The organism is Sanguibacter hominis ATCC BAA-789 (assembly GCF_012396185.1).
GTDB classification, from domain to species: domain Bacteria; phylum Actinomycetota; class Actinomycetes; order Actinomycetales; family Cellulomonadaceae; genus Flavimobilis; species Flavimobilis hominis.
On record NZ_JAAXOW010000001.1, the window covers coordinates 215,782 to 231,796 of the forward strand.

A 16,015-nucleotide genomic window follows, 5' to 3' on the forward strand; every position below is an offset into this window, starting at 1 on the left:
CCGACCGGGCAGACGCACCGGCGCGCGGGTAACCCGTCAATCCTACGCCATCGCTGGGCTTGCGGGTACGCGAGCCGGACCCGGTGACGTGCGACCGTCAGAAGGTGGCGACGCTGCGCCCGTCCCGGCGACGTCGTGCACGCGCAGCCCCGAGGGCGACGGCTGCAGCCGCCCAGACGGCGCCCGTCACGAGCGCTGCGACGAGGTAGCCGGACGCGGGCTGCGCCGCGCCCGCAGAATGTGCCGCGCCCGCCGAACGCGCCGCCTCGGTCACCCATCCGGTCGGCAAGGCCGCCGCCAACCAGAACGCTGGAGCCGGCAGGTTCGTGATCGCCGCGGCGGCGCCCGCGAAGACGGGCAGACCGAGCTCGGTCAGGTTCACGAGGAGCAACGAGTCACGCATCGTCGCGCTGACGACGCCGACGAACAGACCGAGCCCGACGCCGCTGAGCGACGCCACGAGCAGGCACGCCACCGCGAGGCCGACCCTTCCGTCGTCGCGCAGGTCGACGGCGCGGAAGGCGGCGAGCGCGAGGATGCTCGAGACGCCGGAGCAGAACCCGAACGCGAGGACCACGGCATTGCGCCCGATCGAGACGAGCGACGCCGCCCGACGGTCCGCGAGCGCCCACTGCTCGGTCGTGCCCTCGAAGCGGTCGAACGAGAGGAGCGTCGCGCAGGAGACCGCTGCGGCGACGCCAGCGGCGACGCACGCGGCCGCGAGAGCGTCGCCGAAACTCGCGTCGCCAAGGTCGCCACGGCTCGCGATCGCGAGATAGAAGAGGGCGGTGAAACCCGGGACGAGCACGAGCCTCACGACGACGAGGGCGGGGCTGCCGAGCTCGGGCAGCGTCCGCCAGGCGATCAGGGCGCCAGCCTGAACGTTCGCGACGAGGCCTCGCATCACGCCACCCCGCTCGTGCCGCGCACAGCGGTACGATCCTGCGCCCGCGCGAGGAGCCGGACTCCGACGACGAGCCACCCGACGCTCAGGACGAACGACGCGAGCGCCCAGGTGAGCGCGTCCGTCGGCGTCGCCGCCCGCTCCGCACGCACCGCGCTCGTCAGCGGGTGCAGCAACGCGAGGATCTCCACGGGACGCGGCATGGCCTGCGCAGGGATCACGACGCCGACCAGCAGCCACACCGGGACGAGCAGGAGCGGCTCGAACGCCGTCGCTCGGCGGGTCGCGACGAAGGCCGCAGCGAGCACGTGGGCTGACGCGACGCACGCCACGAGCCCCACCGTGACGCCGAGCGCCTGCTGTGACCCGACGACGGGCGCGCTCCCCGACGCGACCTGGAGCGCGACCGCGACAGGCAGGCCGACGAGGCCGAGCGCGGCGGCGGCCGTGAAGATCGCGCCGAAGACGACGCCGAGACGGCGCGGGGATGCGAGCAGGAGCTCGAACGTCCCGAGGTAGCGCTGATAGCCGAGCATGCCTGTCGCTGTCGTCGTGGTCGCCCAGATCCCGGCGACGAGGCCGTCGAACCACAGGTCTCGCGACTCCACGCCTGCGGTGAGGCGAAGCAGCATGAATGCGGCGGGCGCCGCGAGCGCGGTCTGCAGGAAGAAGGAGGTCCGTGCGAGCTGCTTCACCTGGAACAGCGCGAGAGCGGGCAGAGCCAAGAAGTCGCGGGCCGCCGTCATGCGGCGACCGGCTCTAGCAGCGCCAGGTACACCTCTTCGAGGGTCGCCGGTCGCTCGGCCGGCCCGGCCAGCGTGCCCGGCCCCGCGGCCGCACGGACGAGGGCCACGGACCCGGGCGCTCCCGAGAGGAGCACGTCGACCGTCGTGATGCCGTTGCGTTCGCTCGTCACGACGGCGCGGACGCCGGGGATGCTCTCGAGCGCCCCTGTCGGCGGTGCGCTGTCGGCAGGCACCTGCCAGCTGACGACGGACGTGACACCTGCCGACCGCGCGATCTCGGGCACTCCCCCGTGCGCGACCATGCGCCCGTGGTCGATGACGGCCACGCGGTCCGCGAGCTGTTCGGCCTCACGCATGTCATGGGTCGTCAGGAGGATCGCGGCGCCGTCGTCCACGAGACCGCGGACGAGCGACCGCAGGTCACGCGCCGTCTGCGGGTCGAGGCCGGTCGACGGCTCGTCGAGCAGGAGGAGCCGCGGCGACGACGTGAGCGCACGAGCGATGTGCAGCCGCTGTCGCATCCCGCGGGAGAGAGCCTCGACCGGGTCCGACGCCCGGTCCGCGAGGCCCACCTGCTCGAGGACGATCTCCGTGCGCCTGCGGGCCTCCCGGGAGGTCAGCCCTTGCAGCACGCCGAAGAACCGCACGTTCTCACGGGCGGAGGCCCTCATGTAGAAGCCTCGGTCACCGCCGAGGACGAGCCCGAGCCCGCGCCGGGCCCCACGAGGGTCCCGCACGGCGTCGACGCCAGCGATCGTCACTCGACCCGACGTGGGGCGCAGGAGCGTGGACGCCATCCGCACGGTCGTCGTCTTGCCGGCGCCGTTCGGACCGAGCAGGCAGAGGATCTCGCCAGGATCGACGTGCAGGGAGAGGTGTGCGACGGCCGTGCGCTCGCCGCCAGCAGTCTCGAAGCTGCGCAAGACGTCGTCCATCTCGAGTGCCACCACGGAGTCCCCCTGTCTTGCTGAGCACGAAACTGTTCGCCCCCACCGGGCCGCACAACGGAGCGATCGTGGCGAGAGGCGTCAGCGATGCTCCGCACCCTAAACAACCGCACGACGACGCGACATCAATATTCACGGGAGCCACGGGCCGCCGAGCACGGTGCCACCCGCTCACGGCCTGCTAGAGCGCACCTCCCGCGAGCGCGACAACGTCGTCGACCACCCCACCACGCCCGCCGAGCCCCCCGGAAGCGACGAAACCTCCCGTACGAAGCCCCTCAGGGGCCTCTCACGAGAGGTTCTGTCACCATGAGTGCTGAAGTTGCGTCAGCACCCCATGGTCGGGGTGACAGGATTCGAACCTGCGACCTTCCGGTCCCAAACCGGACGCGCTACCAACCTGCGCCACACCCCGAGAGCCCCGTCAGACGGGGTACTCCCGGTCGAGTGTAGGGCCTCTCCCGGCGCTTCGCGGGGGCCGCCCAGGAGCGAGCGGCAGCGGCCGTGGCGGCTTGGGATGTTTGCTAAGGTATCCGGGCTGGCGCTCGTTGTGGGCGCTGCACGCGGATGTAGCTCAATGGTAGAGCCTCAGTCTTCCAAACTGATTACGCGGGTTCGATTCCCGTCATCCGCTCCATCGCAGGCACGAGCGCCGCTCACTGGTTGACACGGCGTTGCCTCAGCCCCCTCACCACGGCTAACGTTCCTCACGTGCGCGCTGTTCGGCGCGCCGGACACAGCAGGCAGGCCCACCGCGGCGCTGCCCTCGGGACTTGGGAGGCTCCTCGTGCACACGTGCGCTGCCGCTCCCGTCCTGTGCTGCCAGCCGTGTTGCTGCGCAGCCCCCTGTCGCTGTCTGTAGAGCGCTGGCCCCACCTCGGCCTCGCGCACCGCGGGTCGTCCCGCGGTCCGCTCACCGCACCCAGCGCTCTCCCGTGGCCCAGGCCATCTCTGGCGAACCGTCGCCGCACCCAGAAGCACCCTCACCTCCCTGCCGCACCGTCGGCCCCTCCCCCGCACCGCGGGACTACCTGAAGAGGAAGTCATGGCACGCATCTACGAGAACGTCTCGGACCTCGTCGGCAACACCCCCCTCGTCAAGCTCAACCGCATCGCCGAGGGCGTCGACGCGACGGTCGTCGCGAAGCTCGAGTTCTACAACCCGGCGAACTCGGTCAAGGACCGCATCGGCGTCGCGATCATCGACGCGGCCGAGAAGTCCGGCGACCTCAAGCCGCGCGGCACGATCGTCGAGGCGACGTCGGGCAACACGGGCATCGCCCTGGCGATGGTCGGTGCGGCGCGCGGCTACGACGTCGTGCTGACGATGCCCGAGACCATGTCGAAGGAGCGCCGCGCGCTCCTTCGCGCGTACGGCGCCGAGCTCATCCTCACACCCGGCTCCGAGGGCATGAAGGGCGCCGTCAACAAGGCCAACGAGATCGCCGCCGAGCGTCCGGGCGCCGTCCTCGCCCGCCAGTTCGCCAACGCGGCGAACCCGGAGGTCCACCGCCGCACGACCGCCGAGGAGATCTGGGCCGACACGGACGGTCAGATCGACATCCTCGTTGCCGGGATCGGCACGGGCGGCACCATCACCGGCGTGGGCCAGGTGCTCAAGGAGCGCAAGCCTGACGTGAAGATCGTCGCGGTCGAGCCGGCCGAGTCGCCGATCCTCAACGGCGGCCAGCCCGGCCCGCACAAGATCCAGGGCCTCGGCGCGAACTTCGTCCCCGAGATCCTCGACACGACCGTCTACGACGAGGTGTTCGACGTCGACGCCGAGACAGCCGTCGCGGTGGCACGCCGCGCGGCGAAGGAGGACGGTCTGCTCGTCGGCATCTCCTCGGGTGCCGCGATCCACGCCGCTCTCGAGATCGGCAAGCGTCCCGAGAACAAGGGCAAGCTGATCGTCGTCGTGGTCCCGTCCTTCGGTGAGCGCTACCTGTCGACGATCCTCTACGCGGACCTGCTCGACTGACACCGCGCGCTGGTGGCCGCCCGCTCTGGCGGGCGGCCACGAGCGTTCGCCCCCGCACTCTCCGTCGCCCACCGAGGAGCACCATGACCGCCTGGCAGCGCGCCCGCCAGATCCTTCGCGAGGACCTCGAGGCCGCGATCTCGCGGGACCCTGCCGCGCGCACCCGCATCGAGGTCGCCCTCGCCTACCCGGGCCTGCACGCGCTGTGGGCGCACCGGTTGACCCACCGCATGTGGCGCGTACCCGTGCTGCGCCTGCCCGCGCGCCTGATCTCGCAGGCGACGCGTGCGGCGACGGGCGTCGAGATCCATCCGGGCGCGACGATCGGGCGGCGCCTGTTCATCGATCACGGCATGGGAGTCGTGATCGGGCAGACGGCGGTCGTGGGCGACGACGTCGTGCTGTTCCACTCCGTGACGCTCGGGGGCCGCTCGATGACGCACGGCAAGCGCCACCCCACGGTCGGCGACCGTGTCGTGGTCGGCGCGGGCGCGAAGATCCTCGGGCCCGTCTGGATCGGTGACGACGCGCAGATCGGCGCGAACGCGGTCGTCGTCAAGGACGTCCCGGCCGGGGCTGTCGCGGTCGGTGTCCCCGCGAAGGTGCGGCAGACGACGGCGGTCGAGCGTGAGGAGCGCGCAGTCACGCCCCTCGAGGACCCGGCGCTGATCGAGTACATGATCTGAGACGCGTCCCACAACAACCCTGCTTGTTCTAGTTGCCTTAGAACAAATAGGGTTGTCGCATGATCTTCCGGATCGACCCGAGCGCCCCCGAGCCGCTCTTCGCCCAGATCGCGACCCAGGTGCGCCTCGCGGTCGCAGCAGGCGAGCTCGCGCCCGGCGAGCGGCTCCCCGCCGCACGCGCCCTGGCCGAGTCGCTCGACCTCAACGTCCACACCGTCCTGCGCGCCTACCAAGAGCTGCGCGACGAAGGGGTGGTCGACCTGCGCCGCGGCCGCGGAGCGGTCGTCGCCGACGGCCCCGCACCCGACCTGACCGCGCTGCGCCAGGCGATCGCCGTCGTCGTGCAACGAAGCCGCGAGGCCGGCGTCCCGCCCGAGACCACCACCGCCCTGCTCAAGGAGGCCCTGCGATGACGACCGCACGCACCACCCAGGCGAAGGCAGCCGTCCCCCACCGGGGCCGCAACGCGCTGCTCACCCTCGCCGTGCCGCTCGCGCTCCAGACCGTCACCACGGTGGTCGCGCTCTCGTGGCGCGACGACCTCCCCGAGCAGGTCGCCACCCACTGGGGCACCGACGGACCCGACGGTTTCTCCTCGGTCATCGGCTCCGTCGCCACGCTCGGCGGCACCATCATCGCCCTCGCGCTGACGTTCTGGGCGATCGGCCACTTCTGGGGCCAGGCGTCCTCGACCCGGCGCCTCGCCGCAGGCGTCTCCGTCGGCACGGCCGTGTTCCTCGGCGGGATCCAGCTCATCACCCTTGCCGAGCAACGCGGGCTCGAGGACGCCGCCCAGGCAGGGGACGTCGGATTCGCGCTCGGGATCTCCCTGGCCGCGGCGATCGCGATCGGTGCGCTCGTCGCCTGGATCCTCGTGCCCGGCGACGTCGTGCAGGCTGCGACCGCACCCGTCCCCGCGACCGCGCCACGTCTCCCCCTTCCCGAGGGTGAGCGCGCGGTGTGGATCCGCCAGGTGACCGGCCGCTCAGGGGCATGGATCATGGTCGTCACGACCGTCCTGACGGGAACCATGGCCGTCCTCACCGCACAGTGGTGGATGTTGACGATCCCCGCCGCCCTGGCTGCGCTCGGCGCGACGATGCTCGTCTGGACCGTCCGCGTCGACGCACGAGGGCTCGACGTGCGCTCCGCCGTCGGCTGGCCACGCATCCACGTCCCCGCGACGAGCGTCGAGGGCGCCAAGGCCCGGCAGGTGCACCCGCTCCCCGAGTTCGGTGGGTGGGGCTGGCGCACCGGCGTCGGCGGCACGATCGGCATCGTCATCCGCAAGGGCGAGGGAATCGAGGTCGTCCACTCCGGCGGCAAGCGTCTCGTGGTCACCGTGGACGACGCCGAGACTGCGGCCGCGCTGCTCAACACGATGGCGGACCGCGCACGTTGACCCTGCAGGGGCCCTGCGGCACGCAGGGCCCTTCGCTCACGAGACCTCTGGCGCACAGGATCTCTGGCGCACGGGACAGGTATCTGAGACTCTGGGTATCGCTCAGCGCCGGACGACGACGACCGGCCGCGACCACGAGGAGCCCGCATGCGCTTCGGACTGCACACCGGCTACTGGTCCGCCGGCCCCCCGCCCGGCGTCGCCGAGGCCGTCCGGATGGCCGACACCCTCGGCCTCGACTCTGTGTGGACGGCCGAGGCGTACGGCTCCGACGCGTTCACCCCGCTCGCCTGGTGGGGCGCCGCGACCTCCCGCGTCCGGCTCGGCACCGCCGTCGCCCAGATGTACGCCCGCACCCCCACCGCGACCGCGATGGCTGCGCTCACGCTCGACCACCTCTCTGGCGGGCGCGCCGTCCTCGGGCTCGGAGCGTCCGGACCGCAGGTCGTCGAGGGCTGGTACGGCCAACCGTTCCGCCGCCCGCTCGCACGGACCCGCGAGTTCGTCGACATCGTGCGGCAGGTGATCGCCCGCGAGCGCGTCCAGTACGACGGCCAGTTCTTCCGGCTCCCCCTCCCCGAACCCGGTCCCGACGCGGGGCCTGACGCGCCGACCGGGCTGGGCCGTGCGCTGCACTCGACCGTGCGCCCCCTGCGACCCGCGATCCCGATCCACCTGGCCGCTGAAGGACCCAAGAACGTCGCCCTCGCCGGCGAGATCGCCGACGGCTGGCTCCCCCTGTTCTACGCGCCCCGGCTCGACGCCGAGCTCCGCGGCCCGCTCGAGGAAGGCCTCGACCGCCGGTCCGCAGCGCGCTCGCCGCGCGAGACCTTCGAGGTGTGCGCGACCGTCCCGATCGTCGTCCGTGACGACGTCGAGGAAGCCGCAGACCAGGTCCGCCCATTCCTCGCGCTGTACATCGGCGGGATGGGCGCCAAGGGCGCCAACTTCCACCTCGAAGCCGTCGCACGCCTCGGCTACCGCGAGGTGTGCGACGACGTCCAGCGGCTCTACCTCGGCGGTCTGCGCGCGGAGGCTGCCGCCGCCATCCCCCTCGAGCTCGTGCGCGACGTCGCGCTCGTCGGCACGCTCCCGCAGGTCGCGGCGGGCATGGCCGCCTGGGAGTCGACGGCCGTCACCACGATGCTGTTCCAGGCGGACGAGCAGACCCTGCGCGCCCTCGCGTCGGCGCCGGGCCTGCTCGGTTGAGCGCCGCCGCGGAGACGCCGGCCCCTGAGAGGCGCCCCTTCACCCGCTGTTCCTCGCCACTCGGACGACCCCGTGCCGATAGGGAGGGAGATCACGAGAGCACCGAGATCTCTCTCACCCGAACGAGGAGCACCATGGAACCGTCGCCCGCCAAGCAGCGAGCCTCCCTTCTGTCCGGCCGGCCACTGGGCGTCAAGATCGGCGCCGCCATCGCGGTCATGGCGCTCGCCGCGATCGTCACCGGGCTCCTCGCCGTGTTCCAGATCAACAAGGTCGCTTCGGGCCAGCAGTACATGTACACGCACAATGTGCAGCCGATGGTGACCCTCAACGACATCCAACGGTCGTTCCAGGGTGACCGCGCCCGGGTCGTCCAGTACGGGATCGCAGACACGGCGACGCGTGCCGAGCTGCGCACCGAGCTTGTGGAACGCCGGGCCGAGGTCGAGGCACTGATCGAGCAGTACCGCCCCTTCACCATCAACGCCGCGGCGTTCGACTCGTTCGCGACCGGGCTCGCCGCGTTCTACGACGAAGCTGACGGAACGCTGTTCGGCTACGCCGACTCCGGGCAGGCGGACCTCTTCGCCAAGCACTTCCAGGAGACCATGCGTCCGATGCTGACGGCGTTCGTCGAGCCGTTCAACGAGGAGACCGCCGCTCAGGAGTCAGAGGCCGCTGCGCACGCCGCTGAGGGAAGGTCCAACGCCAGGATCGCGGTCATCGAGGTGGTCGTGGCGCTCGCCGTCGGGCTCCTCGCATCGGGTGCGCTCGGCCTCGTCGTCACGAAGGAGATCCTGCGGAACGTGCGCCGCGTCGGCGCGTCCGCCGAGCGCCTTGCCTCGGGCGACCTGACGACCGCTACGGGTGTCAGCGCCCAGGACGAGATCGGTCAGATGGCCGCTCAGATCGACATCGCGCTCGCCAACCTGCGGGAGCTCGTCGAGTCGGTGTCCGGCTCGTCCCAGGCCGTCGCGGCCGCGTCGGAGGAGCTCTCCGCCTCCGCGCTCCAGATCACCTCGACGTCTGAGGAGACCGCAGCACAGTCGACGGTCGCCGCGACGGCGGCCGACGAAGTCTCCCGCAACGTCCTGACCGTCTCGAGCGGCGCCGAGCAGATGGGTGCCGCGATCAACGAGATCTCGCAGTCGGCCAACGACGCGGCCGGCGTCGCGGCCCGCGGTGTCCACAAGGCCGCCGAGACGACGCAACGCGTCGAGCGCCTCGGAGAGTCGAGCCTGGAGATCGGCGCGGTCGTCAAGGTGATCACCGCGATCGCCGAGCAGACGAACCTGCTCGCCCTCAACGCGACGATCGAAGCAGCCCGTGCCGGCGAGGCGGGCAAGGGCTTCGCCGTCGTCGCTTCCGAGGTCAAGGAGCTCGCCCAGGAGACCGCGCGTGCGACCGAGGACATCGCGCGCAAGGTCGAGGCGATCCAGACCGACACGACCGGCGCCGTCGGGGCGATCGCAGAGATCAGCGAGATCATCGGCTCGATCAACGAGTACCAGCTCTCGATCGCGTCCGCCGTGGAGGAGCAGTCCGCGACGACCGCAGAGATCTCCCGGTCGGTCTCCGACGCCGCTATGGGGACGAGCGAGATCGCGAGCAACGTCAGCGCTGTCGCGGGTGCTGCTTCGATGACGACCCAGACGATCACGCAGACCCAGGCTGCTATCTCGGAGCTCGCCCAGATGGCTGCGGACCTGCGCTCTCAGGTGGGCCGCTTCACCGTCTGAGCCTGCCGACGACGTCGGGCGCCCCGGTCTGGTGACGGGGGCGCCCGACTGTGCTGGGTGCCGCGCCACGGTGCCCGGACCGGCGGTTGTCATCGTCCCGGTCGTTGAACCGCCCCGAGCTGTTCGGGGCCGTCACCGTGGTGCCCTCGGTCGCGGGCTGTTCCGGGCCAACGGACCCGGGCAACCTCACGCCGATGCGTCGTCGTCCCCCGTGCGACACAGGCGGGAGACCGACGCGTGCGGGCTGTCGAGGCGTCGGGTGTTCCCGGCGCTCAGTCGAGCGGTGCGCTGCATCGCTGCGCGCTCCTGCTTCCTGCCCTGCTGACTCCCACAACAGCGGGCGTCCCGGAAATGTTCCCGTGCCGGGTGGCCGGGCGTCACGTCATTTTCTGCAGGCGGGCTGCCGAGAGCCGGACACGACCGTCGTCGGTCATCGGGCAGGCCTCTGCGCGGAGCACGTCGAGCGCCTCGAGACGCTTGTGCACGGGCGGGTCACCGGCCGCGTTCACGACCCGCCACCACGGCACAGCAGCCCCGGCGACGCGCAGCGCCGCACCGACCTGACGTGGGCCGCCGCGCTCGAGCCGCGCACCCACCACCTCGGCGATGTCCCCGTACGTCATCACCCGTCCCGGCGGGATCTGGTCGACGACGTCCAGCACCGCCTCCACGTACTCGTCGTCCACCCGCGCCACGCTAGCGTGCTCCGCCGACACGGGAAATGCCCTGGTCGCGGCGCGCTGACGGCTGCGAGAGTGGAGGCATGACGTTCCCCACCGGCTACCGCACGCGTCCGCTGCGCCCCGAGGACGAGCGCGAGGTCCTCGCGCTCGACTCGTGGGGCTTCCCGACCGGGACCGACCTCGACACGCTCGTCGAGATCGGCCTCACCCTGCACTGGGACCGCTTCGTCGGCGTCGCGACCGACGCCGAGGACCCGGACGCCGTGCCGATCGACGGTGCGCGCCCCGTCCGGTCCGAGCTCGTCGCGATGCACGGCTCACGCCCGTTCGCGCAGTTCCCCGTTCCGGGGGCGGAGATCCCGGTCGGCGGCCTCACGTGGGTGGTCGTCCATCCGCAGCACCGCCGCCGCGGCATCTTGCGCGCCATGATCGACCACCACTTCGCTGCGTGCCGCGAGCGTGGCGAGGCCGTGTCCGCGCTCTTCGCGGCCGAGGCGACGATCTACGGCCGCTTCGGCTACGGCCTCGCGGCGAACGACCTGCGCGTGACCGTGCCGCGCGGCGCGGCCCTACGTCCGGCGCTCACGGCCGACGACGCGACGTCGGGCACCGTCCGGATCGAGGAGCTGTCGGTCGAGCGTCACGGCGCGCTGATCGACACGATCGCGACCGAGGCGAGCCGCCGACCGCTCGGTACCGACGCACCGCACGATGCGCTGCTCAACCGCCCGGGCTCGGTCCGGTACGACTCGCTGACGGCGCGCCGTCGGCTCGCCGACCCGCCGGCGTTTCGCGAGGGCAAGGAGTCGCAGCGGATCGTCATCGTCGAGCGCGACGGCGAGCCGCGCGCCTACGCGATCCTGCGCCGCGAGTCGCGCTGGGAGGTCCCGGGCCCGCGCGGCGTCGTCCACGTCTCCGAGGCCGTCGTGACGGACCCTGCCGCGGCGCGCACGTTGTGGGCGACGCTCCTCGACCTCGACCTCATGGCGGAGACCCAGGCGTCGATGCTCCCCGAGGACGACGCGCTGCTCGAGCTGCTCGCCGACCCCCGGTCGGCGCAGGCGCGACGGGCGGACAACCTGTGGGTGCGCGTCGTCGACCCCGCAGCGGCCCTCGCGCAGCGGCGCTACGCCGCGGCGGTCGACGTCGTCCTGCACGTGCAGGACTCGGTGCTGCCCGAGAACACGGGGGCGTACCGCGTCACCGCGCAGCCGTTCGAGCCCGCCACCGTCGTGCGTACGGATGCGTCGCCCGACCTCTCGCTCGACGTGCGCGCCCTCGGCTCCGCCTACCTGGGCGGTGTGACGCTCGCGCAGCTCGCGCTGGGCGGTCACGTCGTCGAGCACACGACAGGTGCGCTCGCGACGGCGTCGGCGGCGTTCGCGTGGCCCGTCGCGCCCGTGTGCCCCTGGGTGTTCTAGCGCAGGGCGCGCCTGGCAGGGCTCAGGCCTGGCAGGACGGGCACCAGAACAGGTTGCGACCTGCGGCGTCGCGCACCTGGACGGGCGTGCCGCACACGCGGCACGCGAGGCCGTCGCGGTGGTACACGTAGAACGATTCGTCACGGCTGACCATGCTCGGGTCGCCGTCGGTGTTCTGCCGCACGCGCCGCGGGTCCATGTGCCCGAGCTCGTGGCCGCGGCCGCGGTGCTCGGGACGCGTCGTGACGATGCGCCCGGTCCGCACGCCGTCGCGCATGAGGCCGACGAGGTCGTCCCACAACGCTCGCAGCGTGTCCGTCGGGACGGCCGTGCCGGGCAGCGACGGGTCGAGGCCGGCTCGGAAGAGCGCCTCGGCGCGGTAGATGTTGCCGACGCCCGCGATGACGTCCTGGTTCATGAGCTGCAGCCCGATCGCGGTCCGCGAACGGTGCGCACGGTCGACGAAGCGCTGCGGGTCGGCGTCGTCGCGGATCGGGTCGGGGCCGAGCCTCGCGACGACAGCGTGGCGCTCGGCGTCGGTGACGACCTCGCACGCGGTCGGGCCGGTGAGGTCGGCGACGGCGTGCTCGCCGAGGATCCGCACGCGCACCTGCCCCCGCGGCGCCGCGGGCACGAACGGACCGTCGACGCCGTCCTGCGCGACGTCGCCCTGCGCGTCCGGCAGCGACGTCTCCGTCTCCCCGACGCGCCTGCGCGGCGCGCCGATCGCGTGCACGACGGCGACCGAGCCGTCGCCCGCGAACGTCCAGGAGCCGTACAGGCCGAGGTGGACGCGCAGCCAGTCCGACTCGGCTTCCGCGACGCGCTCCCCCGGGGCCACACCGCGCGGCGCGAAGCCGAGGAACATCTGCTTGCCGAAGGCCTGCGCGTGCACGAGCACGCGCCCGTCGAGGCGCGCCGCACCTGCTGCGAAGCGGCCCTGCGGGCTCGTCACCGCAACGGGCGCACCACCGAAGAGGTCGCCAAACGTGCGCGCCAACCGGTGGACCGTGTGCCCCTCAGGCACGCGGCACCACCCCGGTGAGGTGCGGCACGATCAGCGCGCGGCCTCGTACGCCGCGAGCTGGTCGATACGACGCTGGTGACGCTCGTCGCCGCTGAACGGCTCGGCGAGGAACGCGTCGACGAACGTCGTCGCCTCCTCGAGCGAGTGCCGACGCTCACCGATCGCGATGACGTTCGCGTCGTTGTGCTGGCGGCCGAGCTTCGCCGTCTCGACGCTCCAGGCGAGCGCCGCGCGGACGCCGGGCACCTTGTTCGCGGCGATCTGCTCGCCGTTCCCCGAACCGCCGATGACGATGCCGAGCGAACCCGGCTCAGCCACGACGGCCTCAGCGGCCGAGAAGCAGAAGGCCGGGTAGTCGTCCTGGGCGTCGTACTCGAACGCGCCGTGGTCCACGACGTCGTGGCCCGTGGCACCGAGGTGCTCGATCAGGTGGGTCTTGAGAGCGAATCCGGCATGGTCAGAAGCGATGTGAACGCGCATGCGCCCATTGTGCCGCACGGCGGTGCGAGCCCCTAGGACCGGCTGACACTCTCGGCACGCCGGATGTCGGTCACCACACCTAGGGTGGGCGCATGACGATCGACGACAACGCCACGCTGCGCTCCGGCATCGACCTCGACGCGCTCGACGCGGCCACCCGCCCGCAGGACGACCTCTACCGCCACGTCAACGGCCGCTGGATCGACTCGTACGAGATCCCAGCCGATCGCGCGCGCGACGGCGCGTTCCGCGCGCTGCACGACCGCGCCGAGGAGCACGTCCGCGACATCATCGTCGAGGCTGGCGAGGGTGCCGCGGCAGGCACCGACGACGCCGCGGACCCGCAGGCGCTCGCCCGCGCCCAGGTCGGGGCGATGTTCGCCAGCTTCATGGACACCGACCGCATCGCCGAGCTCGGCACCACGCCGCTCGAGGAGGACCTCGCGCCGGTCCGCGACGCCGCAGACCGCGAGGCGCTCACGCGCGTCCTGGGGTCGCTGCAGCGCACGGGCGCCGCCTCGGGGCTCGCGTTCTGGGTCGACAACGACGCGCACGACCCGGAGACGTACGTCGTCTACCTCATGCAGTCCGGGCTCGGCCTGCCGGACGAGTCGTACTACCGCGAGGAGCAGTACGCCGACGTGCGCACCGCGTACGCGGCGCACGTCGGGCGCATGCTCTACCTCGGCGGAGTCGTCCCCGAGGGTGACGCGCAGGCCGCGGGCGAGCGTGTCCTCGCGCACGAGACCCTGCTCGCAGCCGAGCACTGGGACGTCGTCCGCGACCGCGAGGCCGAGGCGACGTACAACCCGATGACCCTCGCCGACCTGACCGAGTCCGCGCCCGGCTTCGACTGGCAGACGTGGGTCGACGCGCTCGGCGCCTCCCCCGAGACCTTCGAGCGCGTCGTCGTGCGCGAGCCGTCCTTCGCCGTCGCGTTCGCCCGGCTGTGGGCCGAGGCCGACCTCGAGGACTGGCGCCTCTGGCTCGCCTATCACGCGATCTCCGCCCGGGCGCCGTACCTCACCGACGAGCTGGTCGAGGCGAACTTCGACTTCTACGGACGCACCCTCACCGGTGCGCAGGAGCTGCGCGAGCGCTGGCGCCGCGGCGTCTCCGTCGTCGAGGGCGCGCTCGGCGAGGCCGTCGGCCGCGTCTACGTCGAGCGGCACTTCCCGCCGACGCACAAGGCCCACATGGAGCGGCTCGTCGCGAACCTCATCGAGGCGTACCGGCAGTCCATCACCGAGCTCGACTGGATGGGCGAGGAGACCAAGGTCAAGGCGCTCGCCAAGCTCGACACGTTCAACCCGAAGATCGGCTACCCGACGAAGTGGCGCGACTACTCCGCGCTCGTCGTCGACGCGAACGACCTCGTCGGCAACGTCCGTCGGTCGAACGCGTTCGACCTCGACCACGAGCTGGACAAGATCGGCAAGCCGATCGACCGCGACGAGTGGTTCATGACCCCGCAGACCGTCAACGCCTACTACAACCCCGGCATGAACGAGATCGTCTTCCCCGCTGCGATCCTCCAGCCCCCGTTCTTCGACCCGGAGGCCGACGACGCCGTCAACTACGGCGGCATCGGTGGGGTCATCGGCCACGAGATCGGCCACGGCTTCGACGACCAGGGCTCGAAGTACGACGGCGCCGGGCGCCTCGAGGACTGGTGGACCGAACAGGACCGCACCGAGTTCGAGGCACGCACCAAGGCGCTCATCGCCCAGTACGACGCGTTCGTCCCCGCGCAGCTCGCCGGCACCGACCACCACGTCAACGGCGCGCTCACGATCGGTGAGAACATCGGCGATCTCGGTGGACTGTCGATCGCATTCAAGGCGTACCGGATCGCGCTCGGCGGCGATCTCGGGTCCGCGCCAGTGATCGACGGCCTGACCGGCGCTCAGCGCGTGCTGCTCGGCTGGGCGCAGGTGTGGCAGACGAAGGCGCGCGACGAGGAGGCGATCCGCCTGCTCGCGATCGACCCGCACTCCCCCGCCGAGTTCCGCTGCAACGGCATCGTCAGCAACGTCGACGAGTTCTACGACGCGTTCGACGTCGCGGAGGGCGACGCCCTCTACCTCGCCCCCGAGGAGCGCGTGCGCATCTGGTGACCCCACGCACGACGACGGCCCCGGACCTCGCTGCTCAGGTCCGGGGCCGTCGTCGTGCAGTCAGCGGATCTCGCCACCCGCGCGGGCGAGCGTGAAACCTCGACCCGTCGTGTCGTCCGTGCACGTCACGCCAGCCTCCTCGCTCATGCACGTGTAGCCGAACTCGCGCACGACCTCCCCGTAGTCGAGCACGTCGACCGACTTCTTGGCCTTCGCGGGCTTCTCGTCCTTCGACACGCACGGCACCTCGGGCACGCCCTCCGGCGTGACGACGTACACGTGCCCGACGCTGCCGTCGCAGCCCTCGACCGGGGCCGGGTCGTTCGCAAGGCTCGCGATCCCGCACCGGGCACCCGTCTCGTCGACCGTGCACGTGATGTTCCCGCTCGGCGACGCGAACGTCCGTGCCGTGCCCGTCCGCTCGACGGGCGCTGGGGCGTCCTGGCCCGCAGCCGATGGCGTCGCGCTCGACGTCGCGGTGCTCGTCGCCGTCGGCGTCGACGGGGAGCCCGGCCCACGGAACGTCACGAACGCGACGATGACGACCGCCAGCACGAGGATCACGTCCACGAGGATGAACGCGATCATCCCGTTGCTCAACCGCGGACGGGGGGACGGTCCTGCACTCATCGACATCGCTCCTGGCACCGGGCTCGCAATCAGGGGTCTGCGG

15 protein-coding genes and 2 tRNA genes are annotated in these 16,015 nt (G+C 71.9%); 9 read left to right on the forward strand and 8 right to left on the reverse strand.

Annotated features, from left to right (window positions below; genetic code table 11):
* Window positions 1–97 precede the first annotated feature (97 nt).
* From HF995_RS13685 to HF995_RS01010, 4 genes are all read right to left on the reverse strand, one after another.
* Window positions 98–904, reverse strand: coding sequence for an ABC transporter permease (locus HF995_RS13685; RefSeq protein WP_168445975.1), 807 nt, complete (start codon window positions 902–904; stop codon window positions 98–100).
* Window positions 904–1,650 (reverse strand): ABC transporter, encoded by a 747-nt coding sequence (locus HF995_RS01000; protein WP_168445976.1) that lies wholly within the window; start codon window positions 1,648–1,650, stop codon window positions 904–906. Before HF995_RS01000 ends, HF995_RS13685 begins: the two co-directional genes overlap by 1 nt.
* Entirely contained in the window at window positions 1,647–2,600 is a 954-nt protein-coding gene (locus HF995_RS01005; protein ID WP_210727045.1) for an ABC transporter ATP-binding protein, read from the reverse strand. The genes HF995_RS01000 and HF995_RS01005 overlap by 4 nt, the downstream gene beginning before the upstream one ends.
* 335 nt (window positions 2,601–2,935) lie before the next feature.
* Window positions 2,936–3,012: transfer RNA gene (locus HF995_RS01010), tRNA-Pro, on the reverse strand.
* A 148-nt stretch (window positions 3,013–3,160) separates the two neighbouring features.
* Between HF995_RS01010 and HF995_RS01015 the strand changes: the two genes are divergently transcribed.
* The 7 genes from HF995_RS01015 (at window position 3,161) to HF995_RS01045 (ending at window position 9,614) form a co-directional block, all read left to right on the forward strand.
* Window positions 3,161–3,234, forward strand: a tRNA-Gly gene (locus tag HF995_RS01015).
* 408 nt (window positions 3,235–3,642) lie between these two features.
* The gene (cysK, locus tag HF995_RS01020) at window positions 3,643–4,578 is read left to right on the forward strand and encodes a cysteine synthase A (RefSeq protein ID WP_168445977.1); all 936 of its coding nucleotides are present in this window, start codon (window positions 3,643–3,645) and stop codon (window positions 4,576–4,578) included.
* Window positions 4,575–5,264: a serine O-acetyltransferase EpsC gene (epsC, locus tag HF995_RS01025; protein WP_286189243.1), complete on the forward strand. Its 690-nt coding sequence runs from the start codon at window positions 4,575–4,577 to the stop codon at window positions 5,262–5,264. Before cysK ends, epsC begins: the two co-directional genes overlap by 4 nt.
* Before the next feature lie 59 nt (window positions 5,265–5,323).
* Window positions 5,324–5,677: a GntR family transcriptional regulator gene (locus HF995_RS01030; RefSeq protein WP_168445978.1), complete on the forward strand. Its 354-nt coding sequence runs from the start codon at window positions 5,324–5,326 to the stop codon at window positions 5,675–5,677.
* A complete protein-coding gene (locus tag HF995_RS01035) occupies window positions 5,674–6,666 on the forward strand; it encodes an SdpI family protein (protein WP_168445979.1) in 993 nt (330 codons plus the stop codon). The genes HF995_RS01030 and HF995_RS01035 overlap by 4 nt, the downstream gene beginning before the upstream one ends.
* Window positions 6,667–6,813: 147 nt before the next feature.
* Complete coding sequence (locus tag HF995_RS01040; RefSeq protein WP_168445980.1) at window positions 6,814–7,875, forward strand: LLM class F420-dependent oxidoreductase; 1,062 nt, start codon at window positions 6,814–6,816, stop codon at window positions 7,873–7,875.
* Window positions 7,876–8,009: 134 nt separating this feature from the next.
* The gene (locus HF995_RS01045; protein ID WP_168445981.1) at window positions 8,010–9,614 is read left to right on the forward strand and encodes a methyl-accepting chemotaxis protein; all 1,605 of its coding nucleotides are present in this window, start codon (window positions 8,010–8,012) and stop codon (window positions 9,612–9,614) included.
* A gap of 377 nt (window positions 9,615–9,991) precedes the next feature.
* On the opposite strand, the gene HF995_RS01050 is transcribed toward HF995_RS01045, so the two are convergent.
* Window positions 9,992–10,300, reverse strand: a complete 309-nt coding sequence (locus tag HF995_RS01050; RefSeq protein WP_168445982.1) for an MGMT family protein — start codon at window positions 10,298–10,300, stop codon at window positions 9,992–9,994.
* A 77-nt stretch (window positions 10,301–10,377) separates the two neighbouring features.
* On the opposite strand from HF995_RS01050, the gene HF995_RS01055 reads away from it, so the two are divergent.
* Window positions 10,378–11,718, forward strand: coding sequence for a GNAT family N-acetyltransferase (locus HF995_RS01055; RefSeq protein ID WP_168445983.1), 1,341 nt, complete (start codon window positions 10,378–10,380; stop codon window positions 11,716–11,718).
* 22 nt (window positions 11,719–11,740) lie between these two features.
* On the opposite strand, the gene HF995_RS01060 is transcribed toward HF995_RS01055, so the two are convergent.
* Window positions 11,741–12,718: an Fpg/Nei family DNA glycosylase gene (locus HF995_RS01060; RefSeq protein ID WP_210727046.1), complete on the reverse strand. Its 978-nt coding sequence runs from the start codon at window positions 12,716–12,718 to the stop codon at window positions 11,741–11,743.
* Between the two features lie 57 nt (window positions 12,719–12,775).
* Window positions 12,776–13,225, reverse strand: a complete 450-nt coding sequence (locus HF995_RS01065; protein WP_168445985.1) for a ribose-5-phosphate isomerase — start codon at window positions 13,223–13,225, stop codon at window positions 12,776–12,778.
* Between the two features lie 92 nt (window positions 13,226–13,317).
* Between HF995_RS01065 and HF995_RS01070 the strand changes: the two genes are divergently transcribed.
* Window positions 13,318–15,342 (forward strand): M13 family metallopeptidase, encoded by a 2,025-nt coding sequence (locus HF995_RS01070; RefSeq protein WP_168445986.1) that lies wholly within the window; start codon window positions 13,318–13,320, stop codon window positions 15,340–15,342.
* 60 nt (window positions 15,343–15,402) lie between these two features.
* On the opposite strand, the gene HF995_RS01075 is transcribed toward HF995_RS01070, so the two are convergent.
* Window positions 15,403–15,972: a hypothetical protein gene (locus tag HF995_RS01075; protein WP_168445987.1), complete on the reverse strand. Its 570-nt coding sequence runs from the start codon at window positions 15,970–15,972 to the stop codon at window positions 15,403–15,405.
* Window positions 15,973–16,015 lie beyond the last annotated feature (43 nt).